The organism is Mesorhizobium sp. M4B.F.Ca.ET.214.01.1.1, assembly GCF_004791545.1.
Lineage (GTDB): Bacteria > Pseudomonadota > Alphaproteobacteria > Rhizobiales > Rhizobiaceae > Mesorhizobium > Mesorhizobium abyssinicae.
On record NZ_SRUX01000011.1, the window covers coordinates 1 to 19,290 of the forward strand.

Here is a 19,290-nt window from a genome sequence, read left to right on the forward strand (position 1 = left end):
AAGGATGTTGGTGCCTTCCTCGATCTCTTCCTTCAGCCCGTCATAAAGGTCGTCGTGCATCTGCTGCACGAGCTCGTCGTCGGAAAGCTCGGAAAGGATGATCTCGTCGTCGGACATTTTTTCTCGGGCTCCTTGCTGCTCGGAATGTCTGCGGCAGCCTAAAATCGATGCGCCAATACCTAACCCGCGAGGGCCGCGTATCCATAGCTGATTTGCGACTTCCCGCAAAAGGAAAGCGACCGCAAATCTATTGGAATTCTTGTCGATTTTGCGACAGGCGTTGGCGCTGGCTGGCCGTTTCGAATAGGGTGCATGGCTACGATCCGGCGAGAAGCAGCCGCACGCGGCCGCAATCCACATCAGGTCAGAACAAAATCAGGGAAGAACGATCATGAGCGAGAACGCGGCAGTCGAGCAGGAGCCGTCGAGCGGCAGACGCGGGCGCGGCGCTGGCAGTGGCGCGGCGGCGCGACGGGCAGCGCGCTCGGGCGGCGGTCCGGGCACCCAGCTCACCTACATCAAGCGCAAGATCAACGTCTATGAAGTGCTGGACGAGGAAGGCCTGGCGCTGATCGAGAAGAACACCGACACGGTGCTGGAAGAGATCGGCATCATCTTCCGCGACGATGCCGAAGCCCTGCAGCTCTGGAAAGAGGCCGGCGCCGACGTCAAGGGCGAGCGCGTGCATTTCCCGAAGGGGCTCTGCCGTTCGCTGCTGAAGACAGCGCCGTCCGTCTACACCCAGCATGCGCGCAACCCCGAACGCTCGGTGCAGGTCGGCGGCAAAGCGACGGTGTTCGCGCCGGTCTATGGCCCGCCCTTCGTGCGCGATCTCGACGGCAACCGCCGCTATGCGACGATCGAGGATTTCCGGAACTTCGTGAAGCTCGCCTATATGGCGCCGTCGATCCACCATTCGGGCGGCACGGTGTGCGAGCCGGTCGACGTTCCCGTCAACAAGCGCCATCTCGATATGGTCTACAGCCATATCAAATATTCCGACAAGCCGTTCATGGGCTCGGTGACCGCGCCGGAGCGCGCCGAGGACACGGTGGCGATGGCCAAACTCGTTTTCGGCGACGACTTCGTCGAGAACAACACGGTGCTGACCAGCCTGATCAACGCCAACTCGCCGATGGTGTTCGACGAGACGATGCTCGGCGCGTTGAAGGTCTATTCGCGCCACAACCAGGCCTGCATCGTCACGCCGTTCATCCTTGCCGGCGCGATGAGCCCGGTGACTGTCGCCGGCACGCTGACGCAGGTGCTGGCCGAAGTGCTGGCCGGCGCTTCGTTCACGCAGCTGATCCGGCCGGGCGCGCCGGTGCTGTTCGGCACTTTCGCTTCGTCGATCTCGATGCAGTCGGGCGCGCCGACCTTCGGCACGCCGGAACCGTCGCTGGTCTCCTATGGCGCCGCGCAGCTTGCCCGCCGTCTCGGCCTGCCGTTCCGCACCGGCGGCTCGCTCTGCGCCGCGAAGGTCCCGGACGCGCAGGCGGCTTACGAGAGCGCCAACACGCTGAACTCGACCATTCTTGCCGGTGCGAATTTCGTGCTGCACTCCGCCGGCTGGCTCGAGGGCGGGCTGGCGTCCTGCTACGAGAAGTTCATGATGGACATCGACCAGCTCGGCATGCAGCAGAAATTCTCCGAGGGCGTCGACCTGTCGGAAAACGGCCAGGCGATGGACGCGATTCGCCAGGTCGGTCCGGGCAGCCACTATCTCGGCTGCGACCACACCCAGGCCAATTTCCAGACCGCCTTCTACCGCTCCAACATTGCCGACAACAATTCCTATGAGCAGTGGCTGGCGGAAGGCGAAAAGACCGCGCCGCAGCGGGCCAACGAACTCGCCCGCCGCTGGCTGGAAAGCTACGAGGCGCCTTACCTCGATCCGGCGATCGACGAAGCCCTGACCGACTTCATCGCCAAGAAGAAAGGCTCGATGGCCGACGCCTTCACTTGAAAGGAGCCCGAGTCAGGCCGGGCTAAAGTGGCCGACATCATCCACAAGGAAGTCTGGCGGAGCGCATTCTCCGAGCCGGGCAAGAGGGGATGATTGTTTCGCGCGGCACGGTCGACGATATCTCGGCCGTGCTCGCGGTCGATGGCTTGATCCTGCGCGGCGGCTTCCGTTTCACCAGCCAAGACACAGCACCCGCCGGGCGCTGCGGCATGCCCGCCAGGTCCATCCTGCTGGTCGGGCAGGCGGGTGCTGCACCGTGGCCGCATTTCCTGCGCTGGCGGGAGCGGCAACCGCAGGCCTTCGCCAATGCGCTCGACACATGGGCGCGCGCAGTGATCGGCTCGGTTGCGGAAGAGTTCGGCGCGCGCGCCGTGTCGCCCTCCGACAGGCCGTATCTCCCGTTCCAGCAATGGGCGATGCGGGCGGAGGGGCTAAGGCCGTCGCCGCTCGGCATCCTCATGCACCCACGCTACGGGCTTTGGCATGCCTATCGCGGCGCTCTGCTGTTCGAGCAGGCGATTGCCATCCCCAAACCTGACGCAGCTCTCCACCTTTGCGATGCATGTGTCGAAAAACCTTGCCTGAAATCCTGTCCGGTCGACGCCTATGCGGCGGACGGCTTCACGCACCAGGCCTGTCTGGCGCATGTGCGCGGCGCCGATGGCGCGTCTTGCCGCAGCGGCGGCTGCCTCGACCGCAACGCCTGTCCTTATGGCTCCGACTCTCGCTACCCAGCAGATGTTCAGGCCTTCCACATGGCGTCGTTCGCCGGCCTGTAGAGATGGTTCCGAGCCGCACGGAAACTTGACTGCGATTGAGATGCCGTGACTTGCCCTGACGGCCGACGCGGATATCTATCGCCTGGCAACAAGCGGAGCGCGCAATGGCGAAGCAGGACCTCGAGATCAAGACCCAGGATGGTTCGGCGAAAGCTCGGCTGTTTCGTCCAGCCGCGCCGGCCAAGGCCGGAATCATCCTCTACATGGATATTTTCGGTCCGCGCCCGGCGCTCGACCAGATGGCCGAGCGCCTCGCCGGGCTTGGCTACGCCGTGCTGGTGCCCGATCTCTTCTATCGCTATGTGCCCTATGGTCCGTTCGACCCCAAGACCGCCTTTGCCGAGGAAAAGAGCAAGGCTGCGCTTTTGATGCTGAGCGGCGGCACGACGCAGGGCATGACCATCCGCGACGGCGCCGCCTTCCTCGATGCACTGACCGCCGCAGGGATCACCGGGCCGGTTGGCGTCGTCGGCTACTGCATGGGCGGCGCGCGGGCGCTTAACGCGGCGGCGAGCTATCCGGACCGGATCGCCGCCGCGGCGAGCTTCCATGGCGGCAATCTGGCCAGCGATGCAGCCGACAGCCCGCATCGCAAGGCGGCGTCAATCAAGGCCAGGGTCTATGTCGGCGTAGCCGGCGTCGACCGCAGCTTTCCGCCGGAGCAGTCGGCGCGACTGGCCGAGGCGCTGAGGGTGGCCGAGGTCGACCACGCGATCGAGAACTATGTCGGCGTGGCGCATGGCTGGTGCGTGCCCGACCACAGCGTCTACGACGCGGCCGCCGCCGAGCGCCATTGGAAGCGCTTGACGACGCTGTTTGCCGAGACGCTTGGCTAGCCTTCTCTCGCAGATCGCGGCGAGGGCACCATGTAGCGCGAGCCTTCGAACGTTCGCGCCGCCCCTCATCCGCCCCTCGGGCACCTTCTCCCCGTAAACGGAGAGAAGGGAAAGCGCTGCGGCAAAAAAATCTTTCCATAACCCCAAGGATTGGCCATTAGCCTTCGTCCAACAGGCAAATGATGGCGATGATGCTGGACGAGGGCGAAGCCTCCGACGCCGAATTGGTCGGGCGGGCGAAGGGCGGAGACAGGGGTGCTTTCGGCAAATTGCTCGAAAGGCACTACGGCTTCGTCTATCGCGCTGCCTATCGCTGGTGCGGCAGGAAGGCGGACGCCGAGGACATCGCCCAGGAAGTCTGCGTCCGGCTCGGCCGGGCGATCCGCGACTATCATGGCAAGGGCGCCTTCACGACGTGGCTCTACACCATGACGCTGAACGCAGCGCGCGACATGATGCGCAAGAGCGCCCGCGACACCCGCAAGGCCGAGGCCTACGGCGCCTACGCGCTGATCGCGGGAGAGGCGGCGGAACCCGAGGACCCGGCCGAAGCGCTATGGGCGGCGGTGCGCAAGCTGCCGGACAAGCAGCGCGATGCGGTGCTGCTCGTCTATGGCGAGGGGCTCAGCCACGCGGATGCTGCCGAGGCGCTGGCGATCTCGGAGACGACCGTTTCCTGGCACATCCATGAAGCGAAGAAACGGCTGAAGACGTTGATGCGTTCAGCCGGGGAAGTGTGACCATGGTCGACGACAACGAACTCGAGAGGCTGCGCAACATCACGGCACCGGCGCCGGACGCCGAGGCGAAGGCGCGCGCGCTGGCAGCAGCCATGCAGGCTTTCGACGAGCAGGAAAAAATCTTCGCTGCCGCCCAAGGATCGGCCGGCGGGCTTCGTCTCACAGAGCGGGTACAAAAGCTCTGGAGAGAGATCATGCAAAAGAAACTGATCGCCACGCCGGCCATTGCCGGGCTCGTCGCCCTGCCGATCGCCGGATACGCCACCTTGCAGATGCTGAGGGAGGCGCCGCCGCAGATCGGCGGCGATGAGAAGATCACCGAGACGCTGGCCGACAAGCCGGCAACCAACGGGCAGGCAACCAACGTGCCGGCGACCAACGCGCCGGCGACTAAAGTGCCGGCGACGCTGAAGCCGGTTGCCGAGGCCGATAAGCAGAAGAAAGACACCGATAGTGAAAGCCGCGGTTTGAACGAGGTGCTGGTCGCGCCGGCACAGCCGCCGAAGTCCGAAGCGGAGAAGGCCGGCGGCCTGGTCCGGCAGGATGCGCTCCAGCGCACCGAGCCGGCGCCTGCGCCGACCGTCAGTGGCCAGCTTTCCCTCGATGGTGGCGCCGCGGCCCCCGCCGATGTCGCACGCGGCGGCCCGGTGCCGGGCACCGCCGCCGAATCCAAGCTGATGGCGCAGCCGTCCACGCTGCCTGCCGACCAATTGCTGCCGCAGGAGGAAAACCGCGACCGCGTTGAGGATTTCAAGACCAACCCGGTGCATGCCGCGCTCGAGGACCCGGTCTCGACCTTCTCGATCGACGTCGACACCGCCTCCTATTCCTTCGTGCGGCGCTCGCTGAAGGAAGGCTACCTGCCGCAGGCCGACACCGTGCGCGTCGAAGAGATGATCAACTACTTCCCCTATGACTGGAAGGGACCGGATGCGGCCTCGACGCCGTTCAACTCGACCGTCAGCGTCATGCCGACGCCGTGGAACGAGCACACCAAGCTGATGCACGTCGCCATCAAGGGTTTCGACGTCAAGGCGACCGAGCAGCCCAAGGCCAACCTGGTGTTCCTGATCGACGTGTCGGGTTCGATGAACGAGCAGGACAAGCTGCCGCTGCTGCAGTCGGCCTTCCGTCTGCTGGTCAGCAAGCTGAAGCCGGACGATACGGTCTCGATCGTCACCTATGCGGGCGATGCCGGCACGGTGCTGATGCCGACCAAGGTTGCCGAGAAGGACAAGATCCTGTCGGCCATCGACCATCTGCAGCCTGGCGGCTCGACGGCGGGCGAGGCGGGGATCCGGGAAGCCTACAAGCTTGCCCAGCAATCCTTCGTCAAGGATGGCGTCAACCGTGTGATGCTCGCCACAGACGGCGACTTCAATGTCGGCCAGACAGACGACGACGACCTGAAGCGGTTGATCGAGCAGGAGCGCAAGACCGGCGTCTTCCTGTCGGTATTCGGCTTCGGGCGCGGCAACCTGAACGACCAGATGATGCAGACCATCGCGCAAAACGGCAACGGCACCGCCGCCTATATCGATACGCTCGCCGAGGCCGAGAAGGTCCTGGTCGAAGATGCGTCCTCGACGCTGTTCACCATCGCCAAGGACGTCAAGATCCAGGTCGAGTTCAATCCGAACAAGGTCTCGGAATATCGCCTGATCGGCTATGAGACCCGCGCGCTCAACCGCGAGGATTTCAACAACGACCGCGTCGATGCCGGCGATATCGGCTCGGGCCATTCGGTGACGGCGATCTACGAGATCACGCCGAAGGGCAGCGGCGGCGAGCAGATCGACCCGCTGCGCTACGGCCAGGCAACGGTCAACAATGGCGGCGTCGCCAATGCCGACGAATATGCCTTCGTCAAGATCCGCTACAAGCTGCCGGACGAGGACACCTCGAAGCTGATCACCACGCCAGTGACGTCAGCCAACGAAGTCCAGTCCTTCGACCAGGCCGGCACCGACCAGCGCTTCTCGGTCGCGGTCGCGGCGTTCGGCCAGAAGCTGCGCGACGAGGATGCGACCGCGAAGTTCGGCTACGACAAGATCATGGAGATTGCCACCGCCGCCCGAGGAGCCGATCCGTTTGGCTACAGGTCGGAATTCCTGTCGCTTGTGCGCCTTGCCTCGGCGCTGGGCGGTAACCGGTAGTGGCAATAACGGCCGGTTCCTTTCAGACGGGGATCGTTCTGATACGGGGAACCGGCCACGGGCGGGTGAGGCAGGCCGGCGAGGGGAACCTTGCCGGCCTTTTTTTCGGATCTGATGAGATTCATGTGAGGCCGGCCTGCAAATGGAGGTTTCCTGCGCTTCCGGTGCTCACGTACTTCAGTACGCTCCGCTCCGGTTGTCGGAAACTCACCATTTTCGGCTCGGCCTGACCTGAATCTCAATAGATCCTGAAGCCGGCTCCCTTTTCGGCAGATCGTTAAATTGCGAGGCTTTTCAGGAATATGATCGCAATTCCCTCTTGTTACGAAAAGCTAATACACGGGCTTGTGGGGGCCGGAAGTGCTGATCAGAGACATTGCGAATTCAACGCCGGCTGCAAGGGACGTTCAGTCGACCGCCTCGCAGGCGCCGTCGGCGGAATCCCGGCGCATCATGAATGATGTCGAGGCGGCCAGGAACACCGCGAAGTCGGCCCTGAACAATGACCGCTTCCGCGTCATGCTGGAGCAGATCAGCGATCCCCGCGCATCGGGCGCCTTGATGAGCATGGGCAGCGACGCAGGCAGCGCCACCGATTTCAACACGGCGCTGTCGCGCTACGCCGAAAACAGCGAATAATCGAAACGGCGACCGATCAAACGGTCAGGCGCGGCCGCGACGGCGTTCGCGGCGGGCCTCGCTGGTCTCGGCGGTGTTTGCGGTAGCCACCTTGTTGCGCATCGGGCCGATGCGCTCGACGATCGTCTCGATGGTCGGCCGGCTCGATTTGGTGTGCGCGTCGAGAGCCTTGCGCATGGCGGCAAGATGCTGGAACGAGGTGCCGCAGCAGCCGCCGACGATCTTGGCGCCGGCATCGACGGCGAGCCGGACATAGTCGGCCATCAGTTCCGGCGTGCCGGAATAGTGGATCTCGGTGCCGCGGAATTCCGGAATGCCGCAATTGCCCTTGACGATCACCGTCGCCTCCGGCCTGGCCTCGGTCATGTCGAGCAGCGAGGCAAGGATGTCGGACGCGCCGACCCCGCAATTGGCGCCGACGCCGAGCGGATCTTGCGACAGCCCGTCGACGACGCCGTGGATGTCCTTGGGCAGCAGGCCCATCATGGTGCGGCCGGCGGTGTCGAAAGAGCCGGTATAGGTGTAGGGCAGTCCGACGCGGATCGCGGCTTCGGCGGCGGCGCGGATCTCGTCCGGCGCCGACATGGTCTCGATCCACGCGACTTCGGCGCCGCCCGCCTTGAGGCCTTCGATCTGCTCGGCGAAGGCGTCGACCGCCTCGTCATAGGTCATGGCGCCGAGCGGCACCAGCAATTCGCCGGTCGGGCCGACCGAGCCGGCGACGATCACCTTGCGGCCGGACTTGTCGGCCACCGCGCGCGCGATCTCGGCGGCGCGCTTGTTCAGCGCATGCACGCGATCCTGCGCATGATGCAGCTTCAGCCGGTGGCGGGTGCCGCCGAAGGAATTGGTCAGGATGATGTCGGCGCCGGCGTCGACGAAATTCTGGTGCAGGCTGGTGATGGTGTCGGGCGCGGTCTCGTTCAGCAGCTCCGGTGCCTCGCCGGCCTCCAGGCCCATGGCGAACAGATTGGTGCCGGTAGCGCCATCGGCGAGCAGCACACCCTTTTCGGCAAGCAGTGCCTCGATCGGATTGGTCATGATGACATACGCCTTACGGAGTTCTTTGTTGAGATAAGGATATAAAGAACTCTTTATATGTCGTCAATGTCAAAGCCGGCGTCCAGCCATCAAAATCGCAGCTCGGCCAGCCTTTGCGCGAAGCTCGCCGCCTCATGCGCGTTGATGTCGGCAGCGCGGATCAGATTGTCGAAATGGCTGGTCAGCGTGCGGATCGGCTGGGGGGCGTTGAGCACCAGATACATGTCGCCGACATAGATCGCGGCGCGGTAGGGTCCGAAGATGGTGTAGGGGATCGAATAGCGCATGCGCCCGTCATAGAGATACAGGCGAAAGGTCGGATACAGGTCGTCGAGCAGCGTTGCCATGTGCAGAAGATGCTGGCGGCGGTTGGCCTCGGGAAAGCGGTCCCAGACGCCCAGCCCGCGCGCGAAGATCTCCAGCGTGTGGCGCGGCATGCAGACCTCCATGTCGGTCTCAGGGCGCCTGGTGTAGTCGATGCGGTATTGCGTCTCGCCCGCCTGAGCCTCGCGGCTCTTGTTGGTGATGTTCGCCTCGTAGTCGACGAGCGCCTCGGTGCGCAGCAGGTCCGGAATGCCGGCCGGCACGTAGCGGATTTTCGTTCCCGCCGCTTCGGAGTGCCATTTGGCGAGCAGCGTGCGGTCGAAGCCGTCGGGCGCCTCCTCGATCTCCAGGCTCTCGCGGATTTCGCCGGTGACGCCTTCGTCATGGCTGAGGCCCAGCAGCCAGTCGAGCGACACTTTGAACTCGGCAGCAATGTTGAGCAGCGTCTCGGCGCGGGGCAGTCGGGTCGACGTCCCGGAGAGCAGTTGCGAGAGCGCCGAACGGTCGATGCCGACCGCTGTCGCGAAAGCCGACTGGTTCAGGTCCGAGCGTGTCAAGAGCAATTTCAAACGGTCCCGGAAGAGGGTCGACAGATCGCGCTTGTCCATCAGGCTGCTCCTGCTTCGGAGAGGAAAAATTTGCGCCGTAGCCGGATTGAACGTGGCTCAGGCGGAAATGAATCCTCTGTTTGTTTACAATGTATAACATATGCGGCTGAAAATGCGCACTCGCAACAGTTTGTGCGCTTTGTCGCGTTGCGGCAACGACAGGCTCCTGACACAATGTTGTCAGGAATCAAGGTGGTTCCGGCGACTGGAGGGCAGTGGTCGATCGCATGGCAAGCATGACTAAGAGACGTAGCAGTGCAGCGGCTATCGAATGGCCGACCGTGTTCCTCGCATTTTTTTGCTACGGCGCCTGGCTTGCCACCGGCTTCCTGCTTTGGCCATCTTACCCACTTCTGGCTCTCGCGGCCCTGGCATTGATAGCGGCACTGCAATCGTCGCTGATGCACGAAGTGCTGCATGGCCATCCGACACGCAACGCGCGGATCAATGAAGCTTTCGTTTTCCTGCCGATCGGCATGGTATGGCCATTCCGCCGCTTCAAGACGATCCACCTTCGCCATCATGCCGACGAGCGGCTGACCGATCCGCTCGACGATCCGGAGAGCTACTACCAGGCGCTCTGGATGCATGAGGAATTGCCGCCGGCAATGAAACTCTTGCTGAAGATCAACAACACGATGGTCGGCCGCCTCATCCTCGGTCCGTGGCTGTCGTCGATCGGCTTCTTCATCGACGACGCCAAGCAGATCGCAGCCGGCGACAAGGCGATCCGCAAGGCATGGCTGCTGCACGCCGCCGGACTTGCCATGGTGGTGCCGATCGTGACGTACGGCTTCGGCATTCCGCTGTGGCTCTACATTCTGGTACCCGTTTGGCTCGGCCAGTCGATGATTTCGGTCCGCACCTATGCCGAGCATCAGTGGTCGGAACATCCGGAAGGGCGCACGGTGATCATCGAGCGCTCGCCGCTGTCCTTCCTGTTCCTCAACAACAATCTGCATTTCGTTCATCACAAGAGCCCGACGGTTGCCTGGTACCGGCTGCCGAAGCTGTTCCGCGACCGCCGCGAGGAATGGCTGCGGATGAACAACGGCTATGCCTATCCGAACTATTTCGCCCTGCTCAAGGCGCATGCCTTCAAGGCCAAGGAGCCGATCGTCCATCCGGTGCTGCGGCGCGCGCCGGAGCCGGGCCGGGCATTCAAGCCGCGTGTCCGGGCGCGCAGCATCAATGGCCTTGGCAGCGCCCCGGTTCCGGCCGAGCCGCCAAAGGAATGATCCCAGTATAGCCGCCACGCGGCATCCATGCTGCGGGCGGCTCGCGTCCGCGATCTTGTCAGTTTTCCAGAACGGCGGTCAAATCCAGGCATGAGCGAATTCGTTGCGGCCTTGCCGATGTATGACTGGCCCGAGGCGAGGGGCGAGGTCGACGCGCAATGGGCGCGGCTGCGCGAAGCCATCAGGGGCAAGGGCATCGACGCGCCGGAGACGCTCGTCCGCGTCAATGGCGACCTGCCGCCGGTGCCCGGCGGCATCCGCAACGCAGCCGGCAAGGTCATCGCGCCCGATCCGGCGACGCTGCCGGCGGGCGAGCTCGATTTCCACGGGCTCTGGCTGCATCCGGCGCTGCTGTTCGGGCAGACCTGCTGGGGGCCGATGGAGCTCGGGCTCGCAAGCCATGTCCAGGTGATCGGCCAGCCGAGCTACGATGCCGTCGAGGGCGGGCAGGGCGAGCTCTATTCCAGCGCGATCGTCATGCCGACCGACGGCGGGCAGTCCGTCGCATCGCCGGCCGATGGCAGCGCCTCGATCCCGCTCGATCTCATCCGCGGCAAGCGCTTCGCCTTCAACAATCCGGACTCCATGTCCGGCCTGCTCGGGCTGACGCGGGACCTGGAGGCGATGGGCGAAAGCCTCGACATTTTTGCTTCGCAGATACAGAGCGGCGGCCACCGTTCATCGATCGTCGCCATTGCCGAGGGCAGGGCCGATGTCGCGGCGATCGACTGCGAGAGCTGGGCGCTGGCCAAGCGCTTCGAGCCGGCGGCAAGGCACGTGAAGGTCGTCGGCTGGACGAGACGGCGCAAGGGCCTGCCGTTCATCACCGCCCGAGCCACGCCGCCAGAGACGGTAGCGGCGTTGCGCGAAGCGATCGAGGGCCTCGAGTGACTCAGCCAAGCAACCGCTCGTCGAGCGGATAGCTCGAGAGCTGCTGGTTGCCGGTCTCGGTGATGAGGATCTGCTCCTCGATCTTGACGCCCTCGCGTCCGCCCAGCCGGCCGATATAGCTTTCGACGCACAGCACCATGCCGGCTTCGAGCACGCCGTCCGGCGTATCGTCGGTCCAGTCGCTGGCATACGGCAGCGTCGGATATTCGTCCGCCAGGCCGACGCCGTGGTAGAGCACGCCGTAGCGTGTCGGGAAACAGTCGCCGGGCGGCACCGCGGCGCGCTCGACAAGCTCGCGAAAGGAGATGCCCGGGCGCATCAGTTCGGTGTTGTGGGCGATCTGGTCGGCGGCGATGCGGAAAAGATCGCGCTGCTCGTTCGAGGGTTTGCCGTCGCCGCAGAGCCAGGTGCGCGAGAGGTCGGCGCAGAAGCCATACGGGCCGATGAGGTCGGTGTCGAAAGCGACGAGATCGCCGGCCTCGATGACGCGCGACGAGCATTCCTGGAACCAGGGATTGGTGCGCGGACCGGAAGACAGCAGCCTGGTCTCGATCCATTCGCCCCCGCGCGCGATGTTGCCGCGATGCAGCTCCGCCCACAGCTCGTTTTCGGAAATGCCTGGCTCCAGCGCCCGTTCCATCTCGCCCATCGCCGCCTCGCAGGCGACGATCGAACGGCGCATGGCGAGGATCTCGTCCGGCGATTTGATCAGCCGCGCGCTCTCCATCACCGCCTCGCCATTGCCGATGCTGGCGCCGAGGCGGGCAAGCTCCTCGGCGCCCTCCGGATTGATGTGGTCGACGGCGATGCGGCGGTTGCCGCCGCCATGTTGCGCCACCAGATCGGCGATGCCTGCGGCCCAGCGGCGGACCTTCAACGGCGTCAACTCGCCGCTGTAGAGATACATCCACGACACCGCCGGCCGCACCTCGTCGACGACGCCGGAATGATCGGACAGGTGCTCGCAGGAAAAATAGTCGAACAGCACCACCGGCCCTTCGGCGGCAACGAAGCAATGGCGGGTCGGATTGTGCGCGACCCAGAGCTGCATATTGGTCGAGTCGGTGGCGTAGCGGATGTTGACGGGGTCGTAGAGCAGGGCGCCGGCATAGCCGCGGCGCTTCAATTCGGAGCGGATGCGGTCGAGCCGGTATTTGCGCATGGCGGCAAGGTCCGGAGCGGCGATGCCGGCCGCCTGCCATTCGGCCTCGGCCTGCGCGCCGTAGCCCAGCACATGCTGGTTGAGCGAGGCCGCCTTCTGGCGGGAGGCTTCACGCAGCACTTCAACGGAGCCGGCCGCTTCCGGTTCGAACGGCATGATCTTGCGATGGCGGCCGAAGCGTTGTGTCTCCATGCGATCCCTCCCGAAGCGCGCTACGGCGCCGTGATCCTGTGAAGTCTGGCTATCGTGAGCTGGCGGGTCGCAGGGGTGCCGCCGAGCAACTGAGGTACCTCAACCTGCCGATGGATGGTGTCCATCGCGTAGCCGGCCTTGGCGATCCTGTCGAAAATGATCGAATTCGGCTCGCCGTCGTCAGCCGCCAGGACAAGCACGGCTGGTTCGCGGATCGACGCGGCAAAATCGGGTATCTCGTCGTCGAGCACGACGAGATCGGAATCGACAAGACGCAAATTGCCGGCCCAGAACCAGCTGGATATCACCGTGCGCACCGGCCCTTCGGACATGAGCTGGCCGTACAGCGAATGATAGTCCATCCGCACGATGCGCCCGCGGCTGTCTCCGCCGTACACCTGCATGTACCAGCTTACCGGCAGCACCAGGATGGCGAGGACGGCGCCGGCGAAGACAATCGTGGCTTGCGTCTTCCTGCCCCTGTCGCCCATGGCATCCAGACGCATGGCAAGGGCAGCGGGCAGCAGAACGAAAACCGGAAGCATCCAACGATCGCGAAATTGCGTCACGCCGCCCGCCAGCACCACCGCCAGCGTAATCAGCAGAGCAAAAGCAATCGCGCGCCAGAGCAGCTTTTCGGGCCAGGGCCAAGGCTCTGACGATGGCGCGGGTCTGCTGATTGCCACCAAAAACGCAACGGCGAAGACGGCGACCGGAAGCCCGGCGAAGTTGAGTATCGCCTTGCCCAACCCGAACACGCCGAGCGATGCAGTCGCCGCCGCGCTGCCACCCTCGGCAACGCCGAAGCCGTCGCTGTGCAACAGCAAGTCTTCGAGATGCGCGAGGCTCCAGTGGAATGTCGGGAGACAGGCAAGGATGGCCACCACCACGCTGATCGGGAAGCGGCGGTCGAAGATCGCCGCGCGGGTTTCGCGCAGCGACAGCGCCGCCAGGAGCAGCGCGGCGAGAAAGATGACATTGTTGTATTTCGACAGCATCGCCGCAGCCGTTGCCAGGCCGAACAGCACATAGGCGGCGAGGGATCGCCGTTTCAGCAGCTCGACCAGCGCCAGGAACAGCACCGACGAAAAGCAGAATATGGCGACCGAGTGGGTGAGGGCATGCTGCATTTCCCAGATGATCTGTGGAAACAGAAGCAGGCCGAACATGGCGGCCGCGGCCGCGCGATTCGAGAAGCCGAGCCGGCGCACCGCGGTGAAGTATGCTGCGAGCCCTGCGGCCAGCAGACCGTATTTCACGATCTTGAGGGCGAGGATGCTGGTTCCGACCAGCGAGGCCGTCAGGTGGGCAAGCCACGTATAGAGCGGTGGCTGCGAGCTGCCGTAGCCAGCCGCCAGGACCCGCATCACCATCAATTGCTCGGATTCATCGACGCCGACGCCAGTGCCTGCCCAGTGCGACGACAGCGTCATCACCACGACCTGGACAAGGCAGTATGTGACGGCAAAGGCGAGCGCGGCGTTGAATGGACCGGCCTTGTCGTCGCAAAGCCAGTCGGTCCATTTCTCTAGATGCTGCAAGGACGTCGTCTTCCGATAGCGGCCGGTCGAACCGTGCTTGGTCGAAACGCCAACTACACGATCCGGCACGCGCTGTCGCCCTTTTACGTGCGCATCTTCTCGCCGCTCGGGTCGAAGGGCGGCTCGACATTGATGCGGGCCGGACGGCGGTGGCCGAGGATCTCGATCTCAAACAGGCCGGCGCTTTCGTCCTCGGCCAACGCCGCCGGCACATAGCCCTGCGCCATCGACTTTTGGACGTAGTGCGCATAGCCGCCCGAAGTGACCCAGCCGACCACGCGCCAGTCGCCATCGGCGATGCCGCGCACTGCGGAGGCGCCTTCGGCAGCCTGCGAACCGCGCACTTCCTTGCCCGTGGTGTCGAAGCGCGGCGCGCCATAGCCATGCGGCTTTTCCACGGTGCCGTAGTCCTTGCTGACCTTGGCCCAGATCGGCTCGTCGCCCATCACATCGGCGTCGGCTGCATCGACGATGAAGGAGACGCGGCGCAGCTTCGGGCCTTCGGCGTGCTCCTTGGCGGACGCCTCGCGGCCGATGAAGTCGTTCTTCTCCAGCTTGATGAAGCGATCCATCGAGCCCTCGAACGGACCGTAGATCGGGCGCAATTCGCGGAACCAGGTCGGGAAATTCTTTTCCAGGCGCATCGACAGAAGCGCGCGCATGCCGAAGTCGACCAGGCCGAATTCCTCGCCGGCTTCCTTGATCGCCTTATAGACGAGGCGCTGATAGGCGGGCGCCATCCAGATCTCGTAGCCAAGATCGCCGGTATAGGTGATGCGGTTGACCATGCAGGGCGCGCCGCCGACCGCCATCTCGCGGAAATCCATGAAGCGGAAGGCCTTGGTCGAGACATCGACATCGACCAGCTTCTGCAGCAGGTCGCGGGATTTCGGCCCGGCGATCGACAGGCCGACCAGCGTCTGGTCGAAACGGTGGATGCGCACCGAACCGTCCTTCGGCAGGTGTTTTTCGAACCAGCGCATGTGGTATTTCTGCGCGGCGGACGAGCCCCAGATCATGAACCGGTCCTCGCCCGACTTGGCGATGGTGAAGTCGCCGATCAGCTTGCCGAACTCGTTGACCATCGGGGTCAGCACGATGCGGCCAACCTTCGGCATGCGGTTGGTCATCAGCCGGTTGAGGAATTCCTCGGCTGCTGGTCCGGAGACTTCGTATTTGGCGAAGTTGGCGATCTCGGTGACGCCGACCTTCTCGCGCGTGGCGCGCACCTCCTCGCCGATCGGGCCGAAATCGTTGGAGCGGTGGAAGGAGACGATGTCCTTCGGTTCGGTGCCCTTCGGTGCGAACCATAGCGGGGTCTCCAGACCCCACGAGTCGCCCATGACCGCGTTGTTGGCGAGCATGGTGTCGTAGAGCGGCGTCGTCTGCGCCGGGCGAGCGGCCGGCAGTTCCTCGTTGGGGAAGCGGATCGAGAAGCGGCGCGAATAGTTCTCGCGCACCTTGGCGTTGGTGTAGCGCAGGCCGGCCCATTCGCCGAAGCGGGCGACATCCATGCCCCAGACGTCGAAGCCGGGATCGCCATGCACCATCCAGTTGGACAGTGCGAGGCCGACGCCGCCGCCCTGGCTGAAGCCGGCCATGACGGCGCAGGCGCACCAGAAATTGGTCAGGCCCTGCACCGGGCCGACCAGCGGATTGCCGTCGAGCGCGAAGGTGAAGGGGCCGTTGATGATCTGCTTGATGCCGGCCTTCTCGATGCCGGGGAAATGTTTGAAGCCGATCTCCAGCGACGGCGCGATACGGTCGATGTCGGGCTGCAGGAGCTCATGGCCGAAATCCCAGGGCGTGTTCACCGGCGACCACGGCTTGCAGGCCTTTTCATAGGTGCCGAGCAGGATGCCGTTGCGCTCCTGACGGGTATAGATCTCGCCCTTGAAATCGAGCACTCCGATCATCTCGCGGCCGGTCGACTTGTTGAATTCCTCGACCTCCGGCATCGGCTCGGTGAGCAGGTACATATGCTCCATCGCCAGCACCGGCAGCTCGACACCGACCATGCGCCCGATCTCGCGCGCCCACAGGCCACCGCAGTTGACGACATGCTCGGCGTGAACCGTGCCCTGCTCGGTAACGACGTTCCAGGTGCCGTCCGGCTGCTGCGTCAGGTCGACGACGCGGTTGCGCAGCACGATCTCAGCGCCGAGCTTTTTCGCCGCCTTGGAATAGGCGATGGTGGTGCCGGAGGGGTCGAGATGGCCTTCGACCGGATCCCACATGGCGCCGACGAAATTCTTCTCGTCCATCAGCGGGAACATCGCCTTGGCTTCCGACGGCGTGATCAGCTCGGTGTCCATGCCGAGATAGCGGCCCTTGGCGTGGGCAAGGCGCAGAAAGTCCATGCGCTCCGGCGTGTCGGCCATCATCACGCCGCCGGTGAGATGCAGCGAGCACGACTGGCCGGAAATCTCCTCGATCTCCTTATAGAGCTGCACCGTATAGGCCTGCAGCTTGGCGACGTTGGGGTCGCCGTTCAGCGTGTGGAAGCCGCCCGCGGCATGCCAGGAGGAGCCCGAGGTCAATTCCGAACGCTCGATCAGCATAATGTCGGTCCAGCCGGCCTTGGCCAGATGGTAGAGCACCGAGCAGCCGACGACGCCGCCGCCAATGACAACCGCTTTGACATGAGATTTCATACAGATAGGTCCGTGTTTGAAGAGATTGAATCGAGTGAGCGAGGCGTGAAGACAAAGCGGAGACCGGATACCGCGATGTTTTCGGTTAGCCTGCCATCAAGCGTGGCAAGGATGGTTTCACAGACGGAAGTGCGATGTTTCAGGACGTCATGGTTCCAAACGCGCAGGATCGAATAACCTTGGGCGCGCATGAACTCGTCGCGGCGGCGGCCATATGAACTGTCTGCATGCTGGTGGCCGTCGATTTCCACGACGAGCCAATTTTCGCGGCATGCGAAGTCCGCAAAAAAGGGGCCGATGGAAAACTGGCGCGTGAAGCGGTAGCCGCCAAGCTTGCGACCCTTCAGTTCGAGCCAAAGCAATGCTTCGGCCTGATTGCCTGCTTGACGCAGGTTTCTTGCTCGCTTGGTGGTGCCTTGTTTGCGGCGGCTTCGCGTTTGAGAAGCGCCTTCCCCCACTCCGTCGCCGCTTCGCGGCGCCACCTCTCCCCCCTCCGGAGGGAGAGGAAGGGAGCCGGCTGGAATCGCCTCGCGCCTTTCCTCTCCCCCGTCGATCGGGGGAGAGGTGTCGAGCGCAGCTCGACGGAGTGGGGGTCGACCGTGCACCAAATCAGCTTGATTTCCTGCTTTCTGGGTCGCGCCCGCTTTGCGGCGACTGCGCGTTTGAGGAGTGGCTTCCCCCACTCCGTCGCTGCTTCGCAGCGCCCCCTCTCCCCCCTCCGGAGGGAGAGGAAGGGTGCCGGCTGGAATCGCCTCGCGCCTTTCCTCTCCCCCGTCGATCGGGGGAGAGGTGTCGAGCGAAGCTCGACGGAGTGGGGGTCGACTGTTCATCACCGACGGAAGATCAAAAATCGGTCGGGGCGCCGCCTTCGGCGCGGCGTTTCTCGACGAAGTCGTTCAGTTCTTCGCGGATCGCCGGGTCCATATAGGGTTCTTCGTAGGACGCCAGCCGCTCCTTCCAGACCCGGTTGGCCTTTTCGAGCGCCGTCGGCGAACCGGCCTCCGTCCAGCTTTCGAAATTGCGCCAGTCGGAAAGGACAGGCGAATAGAAGGCGGTCTTGTAGCGGTCCTGGGTGTGCTGGGTGCCGAAGAAATGGCCGCCGGGACCGACCGACTGGATGGCGTCGAAGCCGAGCGCGTCCTCCGACAGGTCGAGCGGGGTCAGGAACTCGGCCACCATTTGCAACAGGTCGATGTCGAGGATGGTCTTCTCGTAGGAGCAGCGCAGGCCGCCTTCGAGCCAGCCGGCCCCGTGCATCATCAGATTGCCGCCGCCCTGGATGGCGCCCCACAGCGAAAAGACGCTTTCGTAGGCGGCCTGCGCGTCGACGGTGTTGGCGGCGCAGGTGTTGGAGGTGCGGTAGGGGATGTTGTAGCGCCGCGCGAGCTGGCCGCCGACGAGCTGCGCTTTCATGTATTCGGGCGTGCCGAAGGCCGGCGCGCCGGACTTCATGTCGACATTGGAGGTGAAGCCGCCATAGCCGACAGGCGCGCCCTTCTTCACCATCTGCGCAAAGGCGATGCCGGACAGCGCCTCGGCGTTCTGCTGCACCAGCGCGCCGGCGATGGTCACCGGGGCCATGGCGCCCGAGAGCGTGAACGGCGTGACGATGACGACCTGGCCCTTGCTCGACATCTGGATGATGCCTTCCATCATCGGCACGTCGAGCTTGAGCGGCGAGTTGGTGTTGATGATGGTGAAGACCGACGGCTGCTCGAGCAGCTGCTCATGGCTGATGCCGCGCGCGATGCGGGTGATCTCGATGCCGTCGACATTGCGCTCCTTGCCGAGCGAATAGATGTGGAACACCTTGTCGGTCAGCATGGCGAGGTCGCGGATGCATTCCAGGTGCCGGACCGAGGGATGGATGTCGATCGGCTCGACCGGATAGCCGCCCGTGCAGTTGAGGATATTGTGCATCTGCGCCAGGCGCAGGAAGTTGCGATAGTCGGCCTGGTTGCCCGGACGGCGGCCACGGTCGAGATCGGAGCAGTTGGGCGCCGAGGCCATCATCGAGAGGATGACGTTGTTGCCGCCGAAGCGCAGATTGTGCGCCGGGTTGCGGGCATGCAGCGTGAATTCCGGCGGGCAGTGCGAGATCAGTTCGAGGATCAGGTCGCTGTCGAAGCGCACCCGCTCGCTGCCGTCGCGCACGTCGGCGCCATGCGCCTTCATGATGCGGCGGGCTTCGTCGTGCAGCACGTCGACGCCGATCTCCTTCAACACCCGCAGCGAGGCGAGGTGGATCGATTCCAATTCGTCATCCGAGACCAGCCTGGTCGGCGCGAGCGGATTCTTCAGCTGCCGGAACGGCGGCTGCTCGAACGCCGCCGAGCCACCGGCGCGCTTGCCCGCGCGGCCGCCGCGGCGGGCGCGATCGGTTGCCAGTGCCGGTTCGGCGGGGTGAAGGGCAGCGGTCATGAAAAGCCTCATGGGATGCGAAGGTCGGCGGCATAATGGACCGCCGCCAATGCCGCCGGTGAGGAGGCGGCGACCACTAGGGCGAGGGAAGCGACATGACGG

15 protein-coding genes and 1 pseudogene are annotated in these 19,290 nt (G+C 64.3%); 8 read left to right on the plus strand and 8 right to left on the minus strand.

Going from position 1 to position 19,290, the window contains the following annotated elements; all coding sequences use genetic code 11:
- Positions 1-117, minus strand: a pseudogene (locus tag EN857_RS35830) (cobalamin-binding protein); the annotation flags it as partial.
- Between the two features lie 274 nt (positions 118-391).
- Here EN857_RS35830 and EN857_RS21215 point away from each other — a divergent pair.
- From EN857_RS21215 to EN857_RS21240, 6 genes are all read left to right on the plus strand, one after another.
- Entirely contained in the window at positions 392-1,966 is a 1,575-nt protein-coding gene (locus EN857_RS21215) for a trimethylamine methyltransferase family protein (protein WP_128346820.1), read from the plus strand.
- Positions 1,967-2,055: 89 nt separating this feature from the next.
- Positions 2,056-2,745, plus strand: a complete 690-nt coding sequence (locus EN857_RS21220; protein WP_127394224.1) for a 4Fe-4S dicluster domain-containing protein — start codon at positions 2,056-2,058, stop codon at positions 2,743-2,745.
- A 104-nt stretch (positions 2,746-2,849) separates the two neighbouring features.
- Positions 2,850-3,581: a dienelactone hydrolase family protein gene (locus EN857_RS21225; RefSeq protein ID WP_127394225.1), complete on the plus strand. Its 732-nt coding sequence runs from the start codon at positions 2,850-2,852 to the stop codon at positions 3,579-3,581.
- A 182-nt stretch (positions 3,582-3,763) separates the two neighbouring features.
- Positions 3,764-4,321 (plus strand): RNA polymerase sigma factor, encoded by a 558-nt coding sequence (locus tag EN857_RS21230; RefSeq protein WP_128346821.1) that lies wholly within the window; start codon positions 3,764-3,766, stop codon positions 4,319-4,321.
- A gap of 2 nt (positions 4,322-4,323) precedes the next feature.
- A complete protein-coding gene (locus EN857_RS21235) occupies positions 4,324-6,477 on the plus strand; it encodes a VWA domain-containing protein (protein WP_127392227.1) in 2,154 nt (717 codons plus the stop codon).
- A 453-nt stretch (positions 6,478-6,930) separates the two neighbouring features.
- Positions 6,931-7,116, plus strand: a complete 186-nt coding sequence (locus EN857_RS21240) for a hypothetical protein (protein ID WP_245493432.1) — start codon at positions 6,931-6,933, stop codon at positions 7,114-7,116.
- 24 nt (positions 7,117-7,140) lie between these two features.
- On the opposite strand, the gene bmt is transcribed toward EN857_RS21240, so the two are convergent.
- On the minus strand, positions 7,141-8,157 hold the full coding sequence (gene bmt / locus EN857_RS21245) for a betaine--homocysteine S-methyltransferase (RefSeq protein WP_127392225.1): 1,017 nt from the start codon (positions 8,155-8,157) through the stop codon (positions 7,141-7,143).
- A gap of 89 nt (positions 8,158-8,246) precedes the next feature.
- Positions 8,247-9,089, minus strand: coding sequence for a helix-turn-helix transcriptional regulator (locus tag EN857_RS21250; protein WP_127392224.1), 843 nt, complete (start codon positions 9,087-9,089; stop codon positions 8,247-8,249).
- 227 nt (positions 9,090-9,316) lie between these two features.
- On the opposite strand from EN857_RS21250, the gene EN857_RS21255 reads away from it, so the two are divergent.
- A complete protein-coding gene (locus tag EN857_RS21255) occupies positions 9,317-10,327 on the plus strand; it encodes a fatty acid desaturase (RefSeq protein WP_189379712.1) in 1,011 nt (336 codons plus the stop codon).
- 90 nt (positions 10,328-10,417) lie between these two features.
- The gene (locus EN857_RS21260; RefSeq protein WP_127392223.1) at positions 10,418-11,218 is read left to right on the plus strand and encodes a PhnD/SsuA/transferrin family substrate-binding protein; all 801 of its coding nucleotides are present in this window, start codon (positions 10,418-10,420) and stop codon (positions 11,216-11,218) included.
- Between the two features lies 1 nt (position 11,219).
- Here EN857_RS21260 and EN857_RS21265 read toward each other — a convergent pair whose 3' ends face one another.
- The 5 genes from EN857_RS21265 to EN857_RS21290 all read right to left on the minus strand — a co-directional run bounded on the left by EN857_RS21265 (position 11,220) and on the right by EN857_RS21290 (position 19,188).
- Positions 11,220-12,572: a Xaa-Pro peptidase family protein gene (locus EN857_RS21265; RefSeq protein ID WP_127392222.1), complete on the minus strand. Its 1,353-nt coding sequence runs from the start codon at positions 12,570-12,572 to the stop codon at positions 11,220-11,222.
- A 20-nt stretch (positions 12,573-12,592) separates the two neighbouring features.
- On the minus strand, positions 12,593-14,182 hold the full coding sequence (locus EN857_RS21270) for a glycosyltransferase family 39 protein (RefSeq protein ID WP_127392221.1): 1,590 nt from the start codon (positions 14,180-14,182) through the stop codon (positions 12,593-12,595).
- Between the two features lie 14 nt (positions 14,183-14,196).
- Complete coding sequence (locus tag EN857_RS21275) at positions 14,197-16,767, minus strand: FAD-dependent oxidoreductase (protein WP_127311051.1); 2,571 nt, start codon at positions 16,765-16,767, stop codon at positions 14,197-14,199.
- Complete coding sequence (locus EN857_RS21280; protein WP_127392220.1) at positions 16,764-17,249, minus strand: DUF559 domain-containing protein; 486 nt, start codon at positions 17,247-17,249, stop codon at positions 16,764-16,766. The genes EN857_RS21275 and EN857_RS21280 overlap by 4 nt, the downstream gene beginning before the upstream one ends.
- Before the next feature lie 361 nt (positions 17,250-17,610).
- Complete coding sequence (locus EN857_RS21290; protein ID WP_128346961.1) at positions 17,611-19,188, minus strand: trimethylamine methyltransferase family protein; 1,578 nt, start codon at positions 19,186-19,188, stop codon at positions 17,611-17,613.
- Positions 19,189-19,290 lie beyond the last annotated feature (102 nt).